This is a genomic window from Rhodococcus sp. OAS809, from assembly GCF_040546695.1.
GTDB lineage: Bacteria > Actinomycetota > Actinomycetes > Mycobacteriales > Mycobacteriaceae > Rhodococcus_F > Rhodococcus_F qingshengii.
The window spans coordinates 4754783-4770851 of sequence record NZ_JBEPOI010000002.1; the positions used below are offsets into that span (position 1 = coordinate 4754783).

General features: G+C 62.6%; 16 protein-coding genes. 9 read left to right on the plus strand and 7 right to left on the minus strand.

What is annotated here, in order from left to right:
• The first annotated feature begins 31 nt into the window (after positions 1-31).
• The 4 genes from ABIE52_RS25090 to ABIE52_RS25105 all read left to right on the plus strand — a co-directional run bounded on the left by ABIE52_RS25090 (position 32) and on the right by ABIE52_RS25105 (position 4449).
• Positions 32-1015, plus strand: coding sequence for an NADPH:quinone oxidoreductase family protein (locus ABIE52_RS25090; protein ID WP_042446288.1), 984 nt, complete (start codon positions 32-34; stop codon positions 1013-1015).
• A 79-nt stretch (positions 1016-1094) separates the two neighbouring features.
• Positions 1095-2294: an acetyl-CoA C-acyltransferase gene (locus tag ABIE52_RS25095; protein ID WP_192712778.1), complete on the plus strand. Its 1200-nt coding sequence runs from the start codon at positions 1095-1097 to the stop codon at positions 2292-2294.
• Complete coding sequence (locus ABIE52_RS25100) at positions 2291-3076, plus strand: RhlG family 3-oxoacyl-ACP reductase (protein ID WP_003942909.1); 786 nt, start codon at positions 2291-2293, stop codon at positions 3074-3076. Before ABIE52_RS25095 ends, ABIE52_RS25100 begins: the two co-directional genes overlap by 4 nt.
• Positions 3077-3249: 173 nt before the next feature.
• The gene (locus ABIE52_RS25105; protein WP_192712779.1) at positions 3250-4449 is read left to right on the plus strand and encodes a glycoside hydrolase family 183 protein; all 1200 of its coding nucleotides are present in this window, start codon (positions 3250-3252) and stop codon (positions 4447-4449) included.
• Positions 4450-4455: 6 nt separating this feature from the next.
• On the opposite strand, the gene ABIE52_RS25110 is transcribed toward ABIE52_RS25105, so the two are convergent.
• The 5 genes from ABIE52_RS25110 to cuyB form a co-directional block, all read right to left on the minus strand.
• Entirely contained in the window at positions 4456-6495 is a 2040-nt protein-coding gene (locus ABIE52_RS25110) for a YhgE/Pip family protein (protein WP_192712780.1), read from the minus strand.
• A gap of 133 nt (positions 6496-6628) precedes the next feature.
• Positions 6629-7225: an SRPBCC domain-containing protein gene (locus ABIE52_RS25115; protein ID WP_003942993.1), complete on the minus strand. Its 597-nt coding sequence runs from the start codon at positions 7223-7225 to the stop codon at positions 6629-6631.
• A complete protein-coding gene (locus ABIE52_RS25120) occupies positions 7222-7599 on the minus strand; it encodes an ArsR/SmtB family transcription factor (RefSeq protein ID WP_003942971.1) in 378 nt (125 codons plus the stop codon). Before ABIE52_RS25120 ends, ABIE52_RS25115 begins: the two co-directional genes overlap by 4 nt.
• Before the next feature lie 61 nt (positions 7600-7660).
• The gene (locus ABIE52_RS25125) at positions 7661-8344 is read right to left on the minus strand and encodes a GntR family transcriptional regulator (RefSeq protein ID WP_003942830.1); all 684 of its coding nucleotides are present in this window, start codon (positions 8342-8344) and stop codon (positions 7661-7663) included.
• Between the two features lie 36 nt (positions 8345-8380).
• Complete coding sequence (gene cuyB / locus ABIE52_RS25130; RefSeq protein ID WP_047269426.1) at positions 8381-9124, minus strand: cysteate racemase; 744 nt, start codon at positions 9122-9124, stop codon at positions 8381-8383.
• 158 nt (positions 9125-9282) lie between these two features.
• On the opposite strand from cuyB, the gene ABIE52_RS25135 reads away from it, so the two are divergent.
• The 5 genes from ABIE52_RS25135 (at position 9283) to ABIE52_RS25155 (ending at position 14421) form a co-directional block, all read left to right on the plus strand.
• Positions 9283-9987 carry a type 1 glutamine amidotransferase gene (locus ABIE52_RS25135; RefSeq protein WP_235867756.1) on the plus strand — a complete coding sequence of 235 codons (705 nt, stop codon included), beginning with the start codon at positions 9283-9285 and terminating at the stop codon, positions 9985-9987.
• A 119-nt stretch (positions 9988-10106) separates the two neighbouring features.
• Positions 10107-11276: a glycoside hydrolase family 183 protein gene (locus tag ABIE52_RS25140; RefSeq protein WP_047269428.1), complete on the plus strand. Its 1170-nt coding sequence runs from the start codon at positions 10107-10109 to the stop codon at positions 11274-11276.
• A 22-nt stretch (positions 11277-11298) separates the two neighbouring features.
• Positions 11299-12561, plus strand: a complete 1263-nt coding sequence (locus ABIE52_RS25145; RefSeq protein ID WP_047269429.1) for a helix-turn-helix transcriptional regulator — start codon at positions 11299-11301, stop codon at positions 12559-12561.
• A gap of 148 nt (positions 12562-12709) precedes the next feature.
• Positions 12710-13798, plus strand: a complete 1089-nt coding sequence (locus ABIE52_RS25150) for an S-(hydroxymethyl)mycothiol dehydrogenase (protein WP_007730860.1) — start codon at positions 12710-12712, stop codon at positions 13796-13798.
• Positions 13795-14421 carry an MBL fold metallo-hydrolase gene (locus ABIE52_RS25155; RefSeq protein WP_007730862.1) on the plus strand — a complete coding sequence of 209 codons (627 nt, stop codon included), beginning with the start codon at positions 13795-13797 and terminating at the stop codon, positions 14419-14421. The genes ABIE52_RS25150 and ABIE52_RS25155 overlap by 4 nt, the downstream gene beginning before the upstream one ends.
• Positions 14422-14470: 49 nt before the next feature.
• Here the strand turns inward: ABIE52_RS25155 and ABIE52_RS25160 are convergent, their stop codons facing one another.
• Positions 14471-15445, minus strand: a complete 975-nt coding sequence (locus ABIE52_RS25160; RefSeq protein WP_116057771.1) for a phosphotransferase enzyme family protein — start codon at positions 15443-15445, stop codon at positions 14471-14473.
• 83 nt (positions 15446-15528) lie between these two features.
• On the minus strand, positions 15529-16020 hold the full coding sequence (locus ABIE52_RS25165; RefSeq protein ID WP_007730865.1) for an Lrp/AsnC family transcriptional regulator: 492 nt from the start codon (positions 16018-16020) through the stop codon (positions 15529-15531).
• Positions 16021-16069: the final 49 nt, after the last annotated feature.

The following is a 16069-nucleotide window of genomic DNA, read 5'->3' on the forward strand; positions in this document are numbered from 1 at the left end:
AACTCACCCACTATCTGTCTGGAGAATTGCTGTGAAGGCTTGGCGCGTCAACGAACTCGGTCAACCCCGCGATGTGCTCGCGTTGGAGGAGACCGCGGATCCCACCCCGAATGCGACGGAGATGTTGGTCAAGGTGCTGGCGGCTCCGGCCAACTTCCCCGACGTCCTCATGTGCCGGGGTGAGTACCAGATCAAGCCGCCGCTGCCCTTCACACCCGGTGTCGAACTGTGTGGTGAAGTGGTCTCGGTCGGTGAATCGGTGACCAAATTCGCAGTGGGGGACCGGGTGATCGGTAATCCGAGTCTGCCGTCCGGCGGATTCGCCGAGTACTCGGTACTGGATCAGAACAACACGTTCCCGGCGCCGTCGGCTCTCGACGACGCGGAAGCATCCGCTCTGAGCATCGGCTATCAGACAGCGTGGTTCGCTCTGCATCGCCGCACCCAACTGCTCGAGGGTGAGACGTTGTTGGTCCACGCTGCTGCGGGTGGTGTCGGTAGTGCGGCAGTGCAACTCGGCAAGGCGGCAGGCGCCAAGGTGATCGGTGTCGTCGGCGGCCCGGACAAGGCCGAGTACGCGCGCAAGCTCGGCGCAGACCTCGTCGTAGACCGTCACAGTGAGGACTTCGTGGCAGCGGTCAAGGAGTTCACCGGCGGCAAGGGCGCCGACGTGGTCTTCGATCCGGTCGGCGGCGACGCATACGCGAAGTCCACCAAGTGCATCGCCTTCGAGGGACGGATCGTCATCATCGGCTTCGCCGGTGGCACGATCCCGCAGCCGGCACTCAATCACGCTCTCATCAAGAACTATTCGATCATCGGACTGCACTGGGGGCTGTACAAGGCCTACAACCAGCAGGCCATCGACGACTGCCACGTCGAGCTCACCAGGCTCGCCGATGCCGGCTTCGTCAAACCACTGATCAGTGAGCGGTTGTCGTTGACGGACGTTGCCGACGGTATCGGTCGCCTCGGCGACGGCACCACGGTCGGTCGCGTCGTGTTCCAGCCCTGATTCTTGCTGTGCGCCTTTATTAACCCCCGGCGGTTAATAAAGGCGCACAGCACTTCGTGTTCGACGAAAGGATTCCCCGATGAGGCAAGCTGTCATCGTTTCCACCGCCCGTACCCCGATCGGTAAGGCGTACCGCGGCGCGTTCAACAACACTCAGGCTCAAGAGCTTGCTGCACATGCCATTTCGAATGCAGTTCAGCGCGCGGGCCTCGAAGGCGGCGAGGTCGAGGACGTCATCCTCGGCGCCGCGCTGCAGCAGGGCTCTTCCGGCGGCAACGTCGCGCGGCAAGCGGTACTGCGGGCCGGGCTTCCGGACTCGGTTTCCGGAATGACGATCGACCGTCAGTGCTCGTCCGGTCTCATGGCCATCGCAACCGCAGCCAAGCAGATCGTGGACGACGGAATGCAGATCGCGGTCGGCGGCGGAGTCGAATCGATCTCGTTGGTCCAGAACGATCACATGAACAACTTCCGCGCGGCTGATCCGTGGCTGAAGGAAAACATGCCGTCGATCTACATGCCGATGCTGCACACGGCCGAGATCGTCGCCGAGCGCTACGGAGTCACCCGCGAGCAGCAGGACGAGTTCGCGCTCGTCTCCCAGCAGCGGACCGCAGCGGCCCAGGACGCAGGTCGGTTCGATCTCGAGATCGTCCCGCTGCCCTCGATCAAGCAAGTGCAGGACAAAGAGACGGGTGAGATCCGCAGCGAGTCCGTGACGCTGACCCGCGACGAAGGCAACCGCGCTTCCACCACGTTGGAAGGGCTGTCGAGTCTGCGACCGGTTCTGGCCGACGGGACTGTCAGTGCTCATTCGTCCATTACTGCGGGCAACTCGTCTCAGCTCTCCGACGGCGCTTCGGCATCGGTACTGATGGAGGCAGGCGAGGCGGAACGCCGCGGGTTGGCTCCTCTCGGTATCTACCGTGGCATGGCTGTCGCGGGTTGCGCTCCCGACGAGATGGGCATCGGACCGGTGTTCGCGATTCCGCGTCTGCTGGATCTTCACGGCCTGAAGGTCGACGACATCGATCTCTGGGAACTCAACGAGGCCTTCGCCTCTCAGGCCCTGTACTGCCGCGACAAGCTCGGGATCGATCCCGAGAAGTACAACGTCGACGGTGGCGGTATCTCTGTCGGCCATCCGTACGGAATGACGGGGGCTCGTCTGGTCGGCCATGCTCTTCTTGAAGGAAAACGGCGCGGAGCCAAGCTTGTGGTGGTGACCATGTGCATCGGCGGCGGTATGGGTGCTGCCGGGCTTTTCGAGGTCGCATGAGCTTGATCGAGGGACTGTTCGACGTCAGTGGCAAGACCGTTGTGGTCACCGGTGGATCACGCGGCATCGGATACATGATCGCTCGCGGGTTTGTCGAAGGCGGAGCGACGGTCGTCATTTCGGCCCGAAAAGCCGAAGCCTGTGACGAAGCCGCGCGAGAGCTTTCGGAGTTCGGCACCTGCATCTCGCATCCGGCCGATCTGTCCACGGACGAGGGGATCGAGAGCCTCGTTGCGAAGGTCGCCGAGATTTCGCCGACGCTCGACGTACTGGTCAACAACGCCGGTGCCACGTGGGGAGCTCCCGTCGACGATTTTCCGGCCGCCGGCTTCGACAAGATTTTCGACATCAATGTCAAGGCAATCTTCCTCTTGACGCAGAAGCTGTTGCCGCAGTTGCGTTCTGCCGCCACGGCGGAAGATCCCGCGCGCGTGATCAATATCGGATCGATCGACGGACTCGTGGTGTCGGGTTCGGAGAACTTCTCGTACGGAGCCAGTAAGGCTGCGGTGCACATGTTGACGCGCAAGCTCGCGGCAACGCTTGCGGGGGAACAGATCACGGTCAATGCCATTGCGCCGGGCCCGTTCCCGTCGAAGATGATGGCATTCCTCCTCGAGGACGAACAGAGTGCAAAGGCTGTGGCGGACTCGGTCCCGTTGGGCCGGGTCGGAACTCCCCAGGATGCCGCAGGTCTTGCCATCTTCCTGGCTTCACGTGCCGGGGCTTATCTGACCGGCGCGGTGATTCCACTCGACGGCGGTGCGAGCGGAGCGCGCTGACCTACTGACCGATCTCCTCTGTCCCAAAAGGCCTGAAAGTCTGAACTACTATGACTTTCAGGCCTTTTCGTCCCTTTGTCTGATTGGGTTGTCTGTGACTGCAGTTGCTAGATTGTCCGAGGTTCGGGGGGAACGACGACGACAACACCAACAATCCCGGCCTTGGGGGAGTCATGTTTCGCGCGGGGAGATCGTTGGGGGTGTTCGGGGTAGTTGCTGCTCTGGCAGCTGCTGCCGTCACGGTGGTGGCTTCGCCGGCGATGGCTGCGCCGGGATGCGTCGGAGTCAGTGGCGTCGGTAGTAGCGGTGGTCCGGCCAATGCGGCACCGTGGCTCAACGGCAACACCGGAGGGTTGCCAGGTCTGTCCGGTCGTACTGCCGCGATCGAAAAGGTCACCGGGACATACAGTCCAAACAAGACCGTTGATCGCTTCAATGTCCTGGGTACCGACCTGGGCATCATGTGGGACAACGGTGCGGGGCAGATTCTGACCGCTTTCGGCGATACCACCGGGCTCAGTCGTAACCCCGGCTGCGACGGTTTGGTGGGCGAGTGGCGAAGCAATGTACTCTTCCGCAGCTCGGATCGGGTACTGGCCGACGGTATGCGCATCGACAGTGCGCCGATGGACGGCACAGCTCAGGCGCGTGAGATCATTTCCGGTCTGAAGATTCCGGGTGTCGAGGCCTCCAGCATCCCCACGAGCGGCATCGCAGTGAACGGTGTGCAGTATCTGAGCTACATGTCGGTGCGCAACTGGGGCGAGGCCGGGCAGTGGAGTACAAACTACTCACAGATTGCTACCTCCTCGGACAACGGCGAGACGTGGACCACTCGTCCGGAAACTCTGCGCCCCAACATCGGTGGGGTTCTTCCCGCGGGTGTCGCCCCCGTCGCCGGTAGCGAGAACTTCCAGATGAGCTCGATGGTGAAGGACGGCGGGTTCGTCTACAACTACGGAACCCCCGCGGGACGATCCGGCGAGGTTCGACTTTCTCGCGTGCCCGAGGGGGCGATCCTCGATCTTTCCGCCTACGAGTACTGGAACGGAAACGGCTGGATCCTTGCCGATCCCGCTGCGGCCGTACCCGTCATGGACGGCCGCATCGGTGAGGTCTCCGTTCAGTACAACGAGTTCCTCGGCAAGTTCGTGGCGATGTACGCCGACGCGTTCAGTTCGATCGTGATGCGAACCGCTCCCAGTCCGGTCGGTCCGTGGACGGCACCGGAGACACTGGTCAATCTGGTCGAGGTTCCCGGTATCTACGCCGCATACATCCACCCGTGGTCCAGTGGTTCGGATCTGTACTTCCTTGCCACCACGTGGGCCGACTACAACGTCATGTTGATGCGTACGACGCTCGTTCGCTGATCCGGCTCACGCTTGCGTTTGCTGGAGGTACACGATCTCCTCGGTGATCGGCGCGTCGTCATCGGCGTCGGTCGGCGGTTCTTGTCGGCGGCGCCACCAGATGGTGAACAGGACGGCTCCGATCACCAAGGCAGCCAGAGCGATTACCGCCACCCAGAATTTCGGGCCGTAGTATCCGACAAGGACCATGCGCATGGCGTTGCGCGCCCACGTGAGTGGCATCAGAGCGTGCAGCCACTGCAGAACCGTCGGCATCTGTTCGATGGGGTATACCGCGCCGAAGGCGAAGATCTGAATCATCAAGGCGCCCAGAGCGATGAAGGTTCCGTTGACGGCACCGAACACAACGGTGAAGAGCCTGCCCGAGCTGACCGCGGCGGCACCCACCAGGATCATCACTGCGATCATCGCCAGAACACTAGGTGGTTCGACGTTTGCCACGGTCAGTGACACCACCGACAACACGAGCGCCGCGACCAAGGTGACCAGGGCGGGAATGCGGTAGCGGCGCAGCCCCTCACGTACCACGCTGGTGTGCGAGTTCAGTGAACGTCCGCGTCGTGGACGGACGACGAACCACGTGAGAATTCCGCACAGGAACAGTGCCACCGAGATCACGGCAGGGACGGCTCCCGGTCCGAAACCGGCTGCGGGATAGTTGTTCCGCGCGTCGACGGCAACCGGGGACGAGAGCAGATTGGCCGTGGTGGCGCGCTCGTCGTCCGAGAACTGCGGCACCTGGGCGGCACCGTCGGACAAACCGGTGGCGAGTTCCGCGCTACCCGCGTCGAGCTCGCCGACGCCGGCCGATAGCTGCCCGAGACCGTCACGGAGCGCAATACTTCCAGTGTCCAACTGCCCCAGCCCGGTGGAGAGTTCCTGTGCACCGGTAGCGAGTTGGCCTGCACCGTCGGACAGTTGGCCCAGGCCGGTGTTGAGTTCACCTGCACCGGCCGCGGCGGCAAGGAGCCCACCACGGTAGTCGCTGCTCGGATCAGTGAGCTGCCGCGAGATTTCCCGCGCGCCGTCGCGAAGCTGGCCGAGCTGACCGATCACGTCGTCGTCCGACGGTTGTGCGGTCAGGGAAGCCCGCAGTCCACCCAGGGCTTCGACGAGCCCGGCGGAGACCGGATCGGCCGAGTTTCGAAGCATCGACGTGAGGGCGTCGATCTGACCGACGACGGCGTCCGAGGACCCCGCGAGGTCGAGTACCGGGGTGGTGACCATGTCGACCACTTCGCTGATCTGACGGGCGCCTGCGCCGAGTTCGTCGGTGCCCCCGACCAACTGGTTGAGTCCGCTGCTCAGCTCGCCCGAGCCTGCAGCAGCTTCGTTCGCTCCAGCAGCCAGCTCGCCGGCTCCGGCGGCCAGCTCCTTGCCGCCTTGATTTGCTTCGCCCATGCCGGTGGCGAGTTCCTTGCTTCCGGCGTAGAGCTCGTTGGTTCCGGCAAGCGCTTCGGAGGATCCGTCGGACAGCTGTTGCGCTCCTGCTGCTGCTTCACCGAATCCTGTTCCGAGTTCACCCAACCCGACCAGCACCTGGTCGATGGACTGTTCGCCGATCGACTCGGAGACCGCCGAGCGCACCTGAGCGATGATGCTTTCACCGACCGGGCCGGCGACCAGACTGTTGTAATCGTTGTACAAGACGTCGAGTTCGGCCTTGCGGCCCGAACCCGATGCGGCACTGGCCACATCCGCGCTGAAAGTCTTCGGAATGACGACAGAGAAGTAATAGGTGCCGTCGTTGACGCCGTCGGCGGCTTCTTGTTCCGAGACGACCTTCCATGCAACGTCTCCGCTCTCGACGAGCGCGGCAACAACTTCATCGCCGGCTTGCAGACGTATTCCGTCGAGTTCTGTGCCGGCATCGGCGTTGACGATGGCGACGGGCAAGCGGTTGACCGTGTCGCCCGGATCCCACAGTGCCCACATGTAGAACGCCGCAATCGACAGCGGTGCGATGACGAGGACAGCGAGAACTGTCCGGATGATGTGCGTGCGTCGCGTCGTGGCCGCGTTGTCGACTACGGGTTGTGGCGCCATGTGGAGCTCTCTTCTCGTGGACCGAAGCAGGTGTGGCACGAAAGGAAGCCACCAAAACTGCTGGACATACGTCCAGCTCGGTCACGATACAAAGCTAACGGCCATCCTGTGACCGTTTTCGAAGAATTGGGCGTTATCGGCCGCCGTGCTCTGCCTCGATCTTTGCCCACTCCCACCCTCGGAAGTTGGCCAGACGAAGTTCCTCTGCTTCGTCGAAGGTGTACCACTCGGTGCTCGGCGCATCAGGGAGAGTGCCGCGCAAGTATTCGCCCAGGTAGTGAAGTGGGCCTTCCCAGCCGGTTCCGACGCCGTAGCAGCCGGTGTCCGGGTCGTTGCGGAAGACATCGGCTACGGAGGCGTGCTCCAACTCGAGCCAGGTGGCGTCGGGGCCGTCGGCAGTCAGCCGGATCTCGACCTGATCGCTGTATCCACGATCGCCGGGCGGTGTCCACTGCAGTCGCAGCAGGTGTGGGGCGTCGCAGGCCAGGATCTCGCCACTTGCCTGGCCTTCGAAGGCGTAAGAGCCGCCCACCTGGAAGTTTCCGCTCACCGGGAGGAAGAAGCGGTTGATGCGGTCAGGGGTCGTGATGGCGTCCCAGACGTCGTCGACCGACGCGTTGTAGCGGCGCTTGAGTACGGCAGTTCGAGCCGAACCTTCTGCGATGTCGCGGTTACCCATGCTCCGCTCCACCGCAGTGAGGCTGGTGTCCTGGTTCGCGATCTCGGTCATTGTGAGTCTCCTTCGTCGGAAGAATTCGATTGTGAAGATCTGCTCCGCTTCGAGCCGCGTCGTTTCCCGCGTGCGAGTTCTGTGGCCAATGCGTCGAGAGGGCCGCTCCAGAACTGCCGGAATCCGTCGAGCCATTGGTCCACTTCTTGCAATGGCGCGGGCTCGACGGCGTAGAGACGCCTGGTGCCTTCACTGCGGACGGTGGCGAATCCGTTTTCTCGGAGTACTCGCAGGTGTCCGGACGCGGTCGGTTGCGAGATTCCGAACTCCGCTGCCACGACTTCGGCGATCTGACCCGCCGAGCGCTCGCCGCCGGACAGGAGTTCCATGATTCGTCGCCGCACTGGGTCTCCGAGAACGTCGAATGCATGCACCCGTCATTTATATCGGCAATGACCAATATAGGCAAGCGCCGAAACTTGTACCCGGACTCGGTCAGTCCGAGAGCGCGAACTCGTCGGCGTCGAAAAGTTCGCCGATCAGCCCGCCGAGATGGCGTCGATGTTCGGCTGACAGCGTCGCTGCCGCCTCGGCATCGTGGTCTGCGCACAGCTTGATCAGCCTGTTGTGATGATCGACGGAGTCCTGGCTCCCGAGGAGGCTCGAGAACTTGCGGTAGTAGATGCGGTGAATTTGTGGGTGAACTTGGTGGATCAGCTTCTTCAACAGCGGATTCGCCGCAGCATCGATGATGACGCTGTGTAGGCGATCGTCAGCGGTCAGGGCTCGGCCTATGTCGTTTCGCTTGACGGCGGCAGCGAAGTCCTTGTTGGCCGAACGCATCGCCCCGATCATCTCGTCGGTGAGATTCGGTACTGCGGTGACGACGGCCAGTTGGTCGAGAGCTTCGATGACTGCGAGTGTTGCTTCGACGTCGCCGCGGTCGAGGGTTGTGATGCGTGTGTACGCACCGGGTTTCGCTTCCACGAGTCCGGTGTCGACAAGCCTGGCCAGTGCTTCGCGGACCGGAGTTCTGCTCAAGCCCAGATACTCGGCGAGCTCGCTGTCCTTGATCTTCGATCCCGGTGCCAGTTCACCGGTGACGATCGCTTCGCGAATGCGTTCGAGAGCGATGTCGCTCATTCGTGCTCGCTCAACCGGTTTACCGCCACGCAACATACTGGATATCGTACTCTGCAGCCTCCCTGCTGCAGGTCAGCCCGAAACGACCATCGAAGGGTGTCTCCGGGCATCCGCAACCCGCCGGAGCAGAGCGCGGGCGAGAATTGTTGCCGGATCGATGATCTGACAGGTTGTGGCGTCGGCGGGCAGTCCGAGCGGAATCTCGGTGCACCCGGCCACGACGACCTGCGCGCCCGATTCGACGAGAAGATCAGCGGCCCTGACGAGCTTGTCGGTGGTCTCGTCTCCGACGTTGCCGCTCTTGATTGCTCGGATCGCCGGCATCACCAGTTCGTCCTGGATCGCAGGTCCGGGCACCAGGACGTCGATCGAGTATTCCGACAGCCATTGTTGATACAACCCGGTGCGGACCGTCCCCGTGGTGGCCAATAGTCCGACGGATGTGACGGCGGGTGAGAGCGTCCGGATGTGCCGAGCGACTTCGTCGATCATGTGGACGACGGGAAGTCCCAGTTGGGACGAGATGGCGGGCAGGAAGGCGTGGGCGGTATTGCATGGGATGGCGAGCGTCGTCGCGCCCGACTCTCGGAGAACGCGCGCACCGCGGATCAGCCAGGGAGTGGGGTCAGGGCCGTTCTCGGTGAGTGCCAATGTCCGGTCGGGAACGGTGGGATCGGCCCAGATGACAACTTTGGGGTGCTCCTGATCCGTCGAACCTGGTGTCAGCGCAACGAGTTTGGAGTAAAAGTCGGCAGTAGCGGCGGGCCCCATGCCTCCGAGTATTCCGATGACGGGGTCGCTCGTGGCCATTCTCATGTGACAAGTACACCCTTCTGGAATCCAATATATTGGATTCTACGTCTTGGTGATCAGAGTGCGGGAAACGGCAAGTAGTTGTCAAGCGTGGCGCCGCCGCGACCGGCAGCAGAAAGGGCCATAGGCTTACAGGCATCGGGAGCGAAAGGACCGCGAGCATGCATTTTCTGGAGCTACGACACGCGCAGTGTGAACCCCCAGCGGCGTATTCGCCTGTCCTGGAGAGCTACGGAGACGTGCAGACTGTTCTTCTGGGCACCGACCCGCTTCCTGCCGATCGACGGTTCGATGCCGTGATCGTGATGGGCGGGCCGATGGGCGTCGGCGATCAGGGCGAGGTCGAGTGGTTGGCATCCGAGATCGAATACATTCGCGATCTGGTCGAGAGCGACGTCCCGGTGTGGGGAGTGTGTCTGGGTTCGCAGTTGCTCGCCGCGGCGCTGGGTGCTCGCGTCTACACGGGCGCTGTGCCTGAAGTCGGAGTTGAGGAGATCACCTTGACTGTCGAGGGCCGGCAAGATCCCGTGTGGGGAGATCTGCCCTCCACATTTCCTGCAATGCAATGGCATTCGGATACCTTCGACATTCCGAACGGCGCGGTGCGGCTCGCTGGTTCAGCCAAGTATCCGAATCAACTCTTCCGATACAAGCAGAGTTACGCCGTTCAGTTTCACCTCGAAGCGTCCTCCGCGGTGGCGCGCGAGTGGATGGAACTGGCCGAGTACCGCGATTCGCTGCATGCTTCGCTGGGAGCGGACGGTCCGCGCATCTTCATGCAGCAGTTGAGTGCAGCCGAGTCGCAGGGACTCGAGATTGCCGCAGCCGTGATGGAGAAATGGTTGAAATCCATCTCCACCGAATAAGCCCGTTTTGTCCTGATTGACCGATTTACCTGTTACCTTGTGTTCTCGTGGGTGGATGAACCGATCCGGTCGAGCAACACACCTCGTAGAGTCCGGATCTCCCCCGCGAAAGGGGAGCGATGCGCCGGATGCGGAAGATATCGACAGCAGCAGTGACGTGTGTACTCGCGTCGACCGCGGTCTTGGGGGCGACCCAGGCCAATGCATCCCCGTGGGATTGCAATGTCACCGGGAGCTTGGATCAATCAGGTGGGCCGACCAATCCGATTCCCTGGCTCAACGGCACGGATGGCAAACTGCCGGAATTGCAAGGCCGCACCTCGGCGGTCGAGTACATCACGGGCGCGCTGAGCCCCAACCAAACCGTCGAGCGGTTCAACGTTCTCGGCACGGATCTGGGCATCATGTGGGACAACGGCGCAGGTCAGGTCCTGACAGCTTTCGGTGACACCGTCGGTATCGGATCTGACCCTCTGTGCTCCGGGGTGGTCGGCGACTGGCGCAGCAACGTCCTGTTCCGTAGCTCGGACGGAAATCTGTCCGACGGCATGAACATCGACTCCTCACCGACCGACCGACCGAATCACTCGCGCGAGATCATCGGAAGTCTGAAAGTCACCGGCGTCGAAACCAGCAGCATTCCGACGACGGGTATCTCCGTGGGCGGCGTTCAGTACGTCAACTACATGTCGATACGTTCGTGGGGAGGGTCGGGCGAGTGGGTCACCAACTTCTCGCAGATCGCGTCCTCGCACGACAACGGTGAGACCTGGCAGATCGAACCGGCCTCGTCCCGGCCCAATCTGCCGTTGACAGGTAACGACAACTTCCAGATGGGGTCCTTCGTCAAAGACGGTGGTTACGTCTACAACTTCGGCACCCCCGCCGGACGCTTTGGCGAGGGGCGTCTCTCGCGAGTCAAGGAAGCCTCCATCGCGGACGTCGCGGCGTACGAATACTGGGACGGAAAGGCATGGGTCCCCAACAATCCTGCTGCCGCTGCAGTAGTTCTCGACGGGGATGTCAGCGAACTGTCGGTGCAGTACAACAACTATCTCGGAAAGTTCGTCGCGATGTACTCCAACGAGTGGGGAGCGCTGGTGCTGCGGACGGCCTCGGACCTGACCGGCCCGTGGAGCGCACCGGACGTCGTGATCGACACCGACGCGGTTCCGGGACTCTACGGCGCGTACATGCACCCCTGGTCGCAGGGGCAGGACCTCTACTTTCTCGCCACCACGTGGTCCGACTACAACGTGATGCTCATGAAGACCACGCTGCACCAGTGAACCGGATGGTTATCGTTGAACGGTGAGCACCACCGACAATGCGCTACTGATCACCGCCCTTCGAGACGTGTTGGTGGGACCACTTCCCGAAATCGGCCGACGATTTTCGACGTTGATCGCGGACATGGCGCCGCACACTTCCCTGGTGATCTTCACCCGTGAATGCACCGGTAGGCCGCGCAAGGTCGCTGGGGATCCAGCCGTCGTCGATCGTGTGACCATCGCCGAACTCGACCGTATCCGTACGGATCTCACTGTCGGACAGATATTTCGGGGAAAATGCGCTATCGCCGGCCGGGATCGTGAAGTGCTTGCGATGCTTGATCGAACCGATACGCTTCTCGTTTTGACACCGCACCCCGTACCGGTGAAGACAGCATCCCTCGAATTGATCCAGGCACTGTTCGCAGTGACTTCAACCGGAATTCAGCTCCAGGTCCGGAACGCGAGCCCGGCATATCTCGCCGAGTCGCGGGCAGCGTCGTCCGAGCGTGCACGCACCGTGGCAGAGATGACGGAGGTGCATGCGGCCACCCTCGAGACGATGCTGGCGACGCTGCGCTCGGCGGATCTCGATGACACACGTGCGCGAACCTCGGCCAGGGAGACTGCGGCCTCGGCTCTGATCGGCCTGCGTTCGGCCGTCGACGTGCACCGCGAGTTGGCCGAAGAGTCGACCACCACCGCTTTTGCGCGGATGCGTGGGGAATTGCGTTCGCTGCTCAAGCATCGGGAAATCGCGTTGGAGTTGGTGGAGCCACCCGTCGACGGGCGTGGGTTACCCGGTGAAGTGGCGCACGGCGCCCGCGCGGTCGTCCGCGGCGCGGTCTTGGCCTTGTCGGATCAGCAGACGCTCTCGCGAATCCGGGTGGCCTGGACCCTCGACGCGGCTTCGCTCTCGATCGACATCCGCGACGACGGTGGTGGTGAAGCCGACGTGATCGACGTGGAACGCCAATTACGTTCGAGGGTAGAGACTTTGGGTGGAACCGTCGAATCCGAGTCGACGCCCGGGTGGGGGAACCGGATCAGCGCAACCATCCCGCTCGACGCGCCCGTCGCCCTACCGAACCGCGACGTCCTGACGGAACTGGCTCCGCGGGAGTTCGAGGTACTCGAGCATCTGGTGGCCGGACGGCGCAACAAGGCAATCTCGGAGCGACTCGGCGTCAGTGAGAGCACAGTCAAGTTTCATGTTGCCGGGGTCCTGCGAAAATTGGGCGTCGAGAGTCGGGGTGCGGCGGCCGCCGCGGGCGCGGAGGCCGGCGTGAAGCCTGCACCCTAGTCCTTTCGGCCAGGTCGGTCAGTCAGTTCGACCAGGGTTGCGGGCACCTGCTTCGGGCTAACCTTTCAACGAGTGCACATATCGCAATGTGAAAACACGGCGCCATGTGACGACACGTCCTCAATCGCACGAAGCCAGGAGCAAAGCCATGCCACAGCAGGTACGCGGCGTCATCGCCCGATCCAAGGGTGCCCCCGTCGAAATCGTCCCCATCACGATTCCCGATCCCGGCGCCAACGAGGTAGTGGTCGCCATTGCAGCGTGCGGTGTGTGCCACACCGACCTGACCTACCGCGACGGCGGAATCAACGACGAGTACCCGTTCCTGCTCGGGCACGAGGCGTCGGGCATCGTCGAGAGCGTCGGCCCCGGTGTCACTCACGTCGAGGTGGGCGACTTCGTCGTGCTCAACTGGCGTGCAGTATGCGGGCAGTGTCGTGCGTGTAAGCGTGGCCGCCCGCAGTACTGCTTCGACACGTTCAACGCCGAGCAGAAGATGACGCTCGAAGACGGCACCGAACTGACGCCGGCACTCGGCATCGGCGCATTCGCAGACAAGACGCTGGTTCACGAAGGCCAGTGCACCAAGGTCGACGCCTCGGCCGATCCGGCTGTCGTCGGACTGCTCGGTTGCGGCGTCATGGCCGGCATGGGTGCCGCGATGAACACCGGCAACGTCGGACGCGGTGATTCGGTGGCTGTGATCGGGTGTGGCGGCGTCGGCGACGCAGCGATCATGGGTTCACGCCTGGCCGGTGCCAATACCATCATCGCCATCGACCGGGATCCACGAAAGCTGGAGTGGGCCACGGAACTTGGTGCCACGCACACGATCAATGCGACCGAGGTCGACGACGTCGTCGAAGCGGTCCAGGAGCTGACCGGAGGTTTCGGCGCCGACGTGGTTGTCGACGCAGTCGGCCGTCCCGAGACCTGGAAGCAGGCGTTCTACGCCCGCGACCTCGCGGGAACCGTAGTGCTGGTGGGAGTTCCGACGCCGGACATGAAGCTGGAAATGCCTCTGGTGGACTTCTTCTCGCGCGGCGGAGCCCTCAAGTCGTCGTGGTACGGCGACTGCCTGCCCGAGCGTGACTTCCCCGTTCTGGTCGACCTGTACCAGCAGGGGCGTCTGCCGCTCGAGAAGTTCGTCAGCGAGCGCATCAAGCTCGACGAGGTCGAGAAGGCCTTCGAGACGATGCACCGCGGCGAGGTCCTTCGTTCGGTGGTGGTCCTGTGACATTGCGTGTCGATCGCGTCGTCACCTCGGGCACGTTCAGCCTCGACGGCGGAACATGGGACGTCGACAACAACATCTGGCTGATCGGTGACGACAACGAAGTGGTGATCGTCGACGCAGCGCACACCGCGCAGCCGATCATCGACGCTGTCGGTGGACGCAAGGTGATCGGAATCGTCTGCACCCACGGTCACAACGATCACGTCACGGTTGCGCCGGAGCTGGCCGAGAAGCTCGACGCTCCGATCTACCTGAACCCGGCCGACGATGTCCTCTGGGAGATGACTCACCCCGGGGTGAAGCATCTGAGCTTGGAAGATGATCAGCGTATTGCTGTGGCGGGTACGGACATTCTGGCCATCCACACACCGGGCCATTCCCCGGGGTCGACCTGCCTCTACCTGCCCGAGGCGGGGGAACTGTTCAGCGGCGACACCTTGTTCTCCGGTGGACCCGGCGCAACGGGGCGGTCGTACTCCGACTTCCCGACCATCATCGGGTCCATTCGCGACAAGCTGTTCGCGCTCCCCGCCGAGACCAAGGTTCACACCGGTCACGGCGACGGCACGACGATCGGTACCGAGGCGCCGCATCTCGAAGAATGGATCCGCGCCGGATCCTGATGTGATCAGAAGCGAAGTGGGGACGCCGGTACCGGCGTCCCCACTTTTGTCACAACGCTGATGCCCAACCGGCGGTGTCGTTCTCACCCGGGATCGCCATCAGGCCGTGCCACAGTTCGAGGATCTCGAACCATTCTGTCTCGGATCGGCTGAGGGGACGGACGGATTCGTAGCCGGCGCGCAGGCTCTGCCGTACCGCGATCGGTGTCGGTCGCCAATCGGTGAACAGGGTGCCCAGATAGACGCTTGCCTTGGCCAGGTCGCTCACCCGGTGGTCGATCACCACGTCGTCGAAGTCGAGTACTCCGGTGGTCCGAGAGTTTCGAGTCAAGATGTTGGCTGCACGGAAGTCGTTGTGTACCAGTTGTGTTTGGTCATCGAGCTCGGACGCACGCGCCAGGAGGCCCACGAGCCTACGCGTTGCCTCAGGCGCGAACCCGCGGTCGAAATTCTCGAGCCAACCACCGATGCGCTCCTTCAACCCGGTGCTGCGCGACGAGAAAACCGATCCGTCGACATGGGTGGCGCCGAGCGTTCGGTGTATTTCTGCCAGACATGCTCCTGCCGAACGGACCGCCGCGCGGTCTTGCACGTCCAACCAATCTCCCGCCAACTCCGGCAGTACGGTGAATGACACTGCGCACGAAGGCCCTTCCAGTGTTTCCCGGTCCAGCAGTGTTTCCCGGTCCAATCCGTTCAGGGAAGTGATTGGCGACGGAACGGGCGCACCCTGCCCGGCGAGTGCGCTCAGCAGTCGCGTCGACGCCTCCAGGTTCGCGAAGCGCTCTGTGGCGCGCGACCACTTCACCACCAGCCCACCGCGGTCGCTCGCAACCCACACGATCGCGTTCTGGTCACTGATCGCCATTCGCGAGCATTCGAGGGCCGTCAATCCCCAAGTCTGCTCGAGTACCGCCGAGACCCAATGGGTGGCTGCGCGGAAGCTGTTGAATCCGAATCGCTGCTTCAATGCGGCTTCCGGCTCCACCGATTCCCAGAGCATGGACAACCCGAGTGGCAACATGCTGTTCGACTCTAGTGGGGAGAAGTTCGAATCGAGGTGCCGATCTCGGAAGCACTCGAAGACGCCTTGGCGACAGCTGCAGTTCAGCCGCCTTGACTCAGTTCGCTGAAGATCAGGTTGGTCTGGGTATTGGCGATGGCCGGATCGTTGAGGTGCGCGCTGACGAAATCGCGAAGCCGAGTGGGGGATTCACACGACACGTGTACCAGGAGATCACGGTCCCCACTCATCAGGAACACTCGCTGAACGGAATCCAATCCGCTCAGGTGCTCGGCAATTTCCGTCATCCGGCTCCTGGCGTGGGAGTGAATCAGAATCGACACCATCGCCGAGATCTCGAGGCCGAGTAGCTCGAGGTCTATGTCTGCGTGAAACCCCTTGATGACGCCCGATTCGCGTAGCGCACGCATCCGCGCCAGAGCGGTCGACGGCGCTATCCCGACCTTCTCGGCGAGTGCATTGTTGGGGATGCGTGCATCCCGGACGAGTTCGCGGAGAATCGCTGTATCGACGTCGTCGAGCCGAACATGATTCGGCCGAGCTGCGGCAGCTGCCCGTTCGATCGCATTTATCATCCGATTTCTCCCTGCCGTCGCGAAAATATTCAGCATCTATTGACCGCGC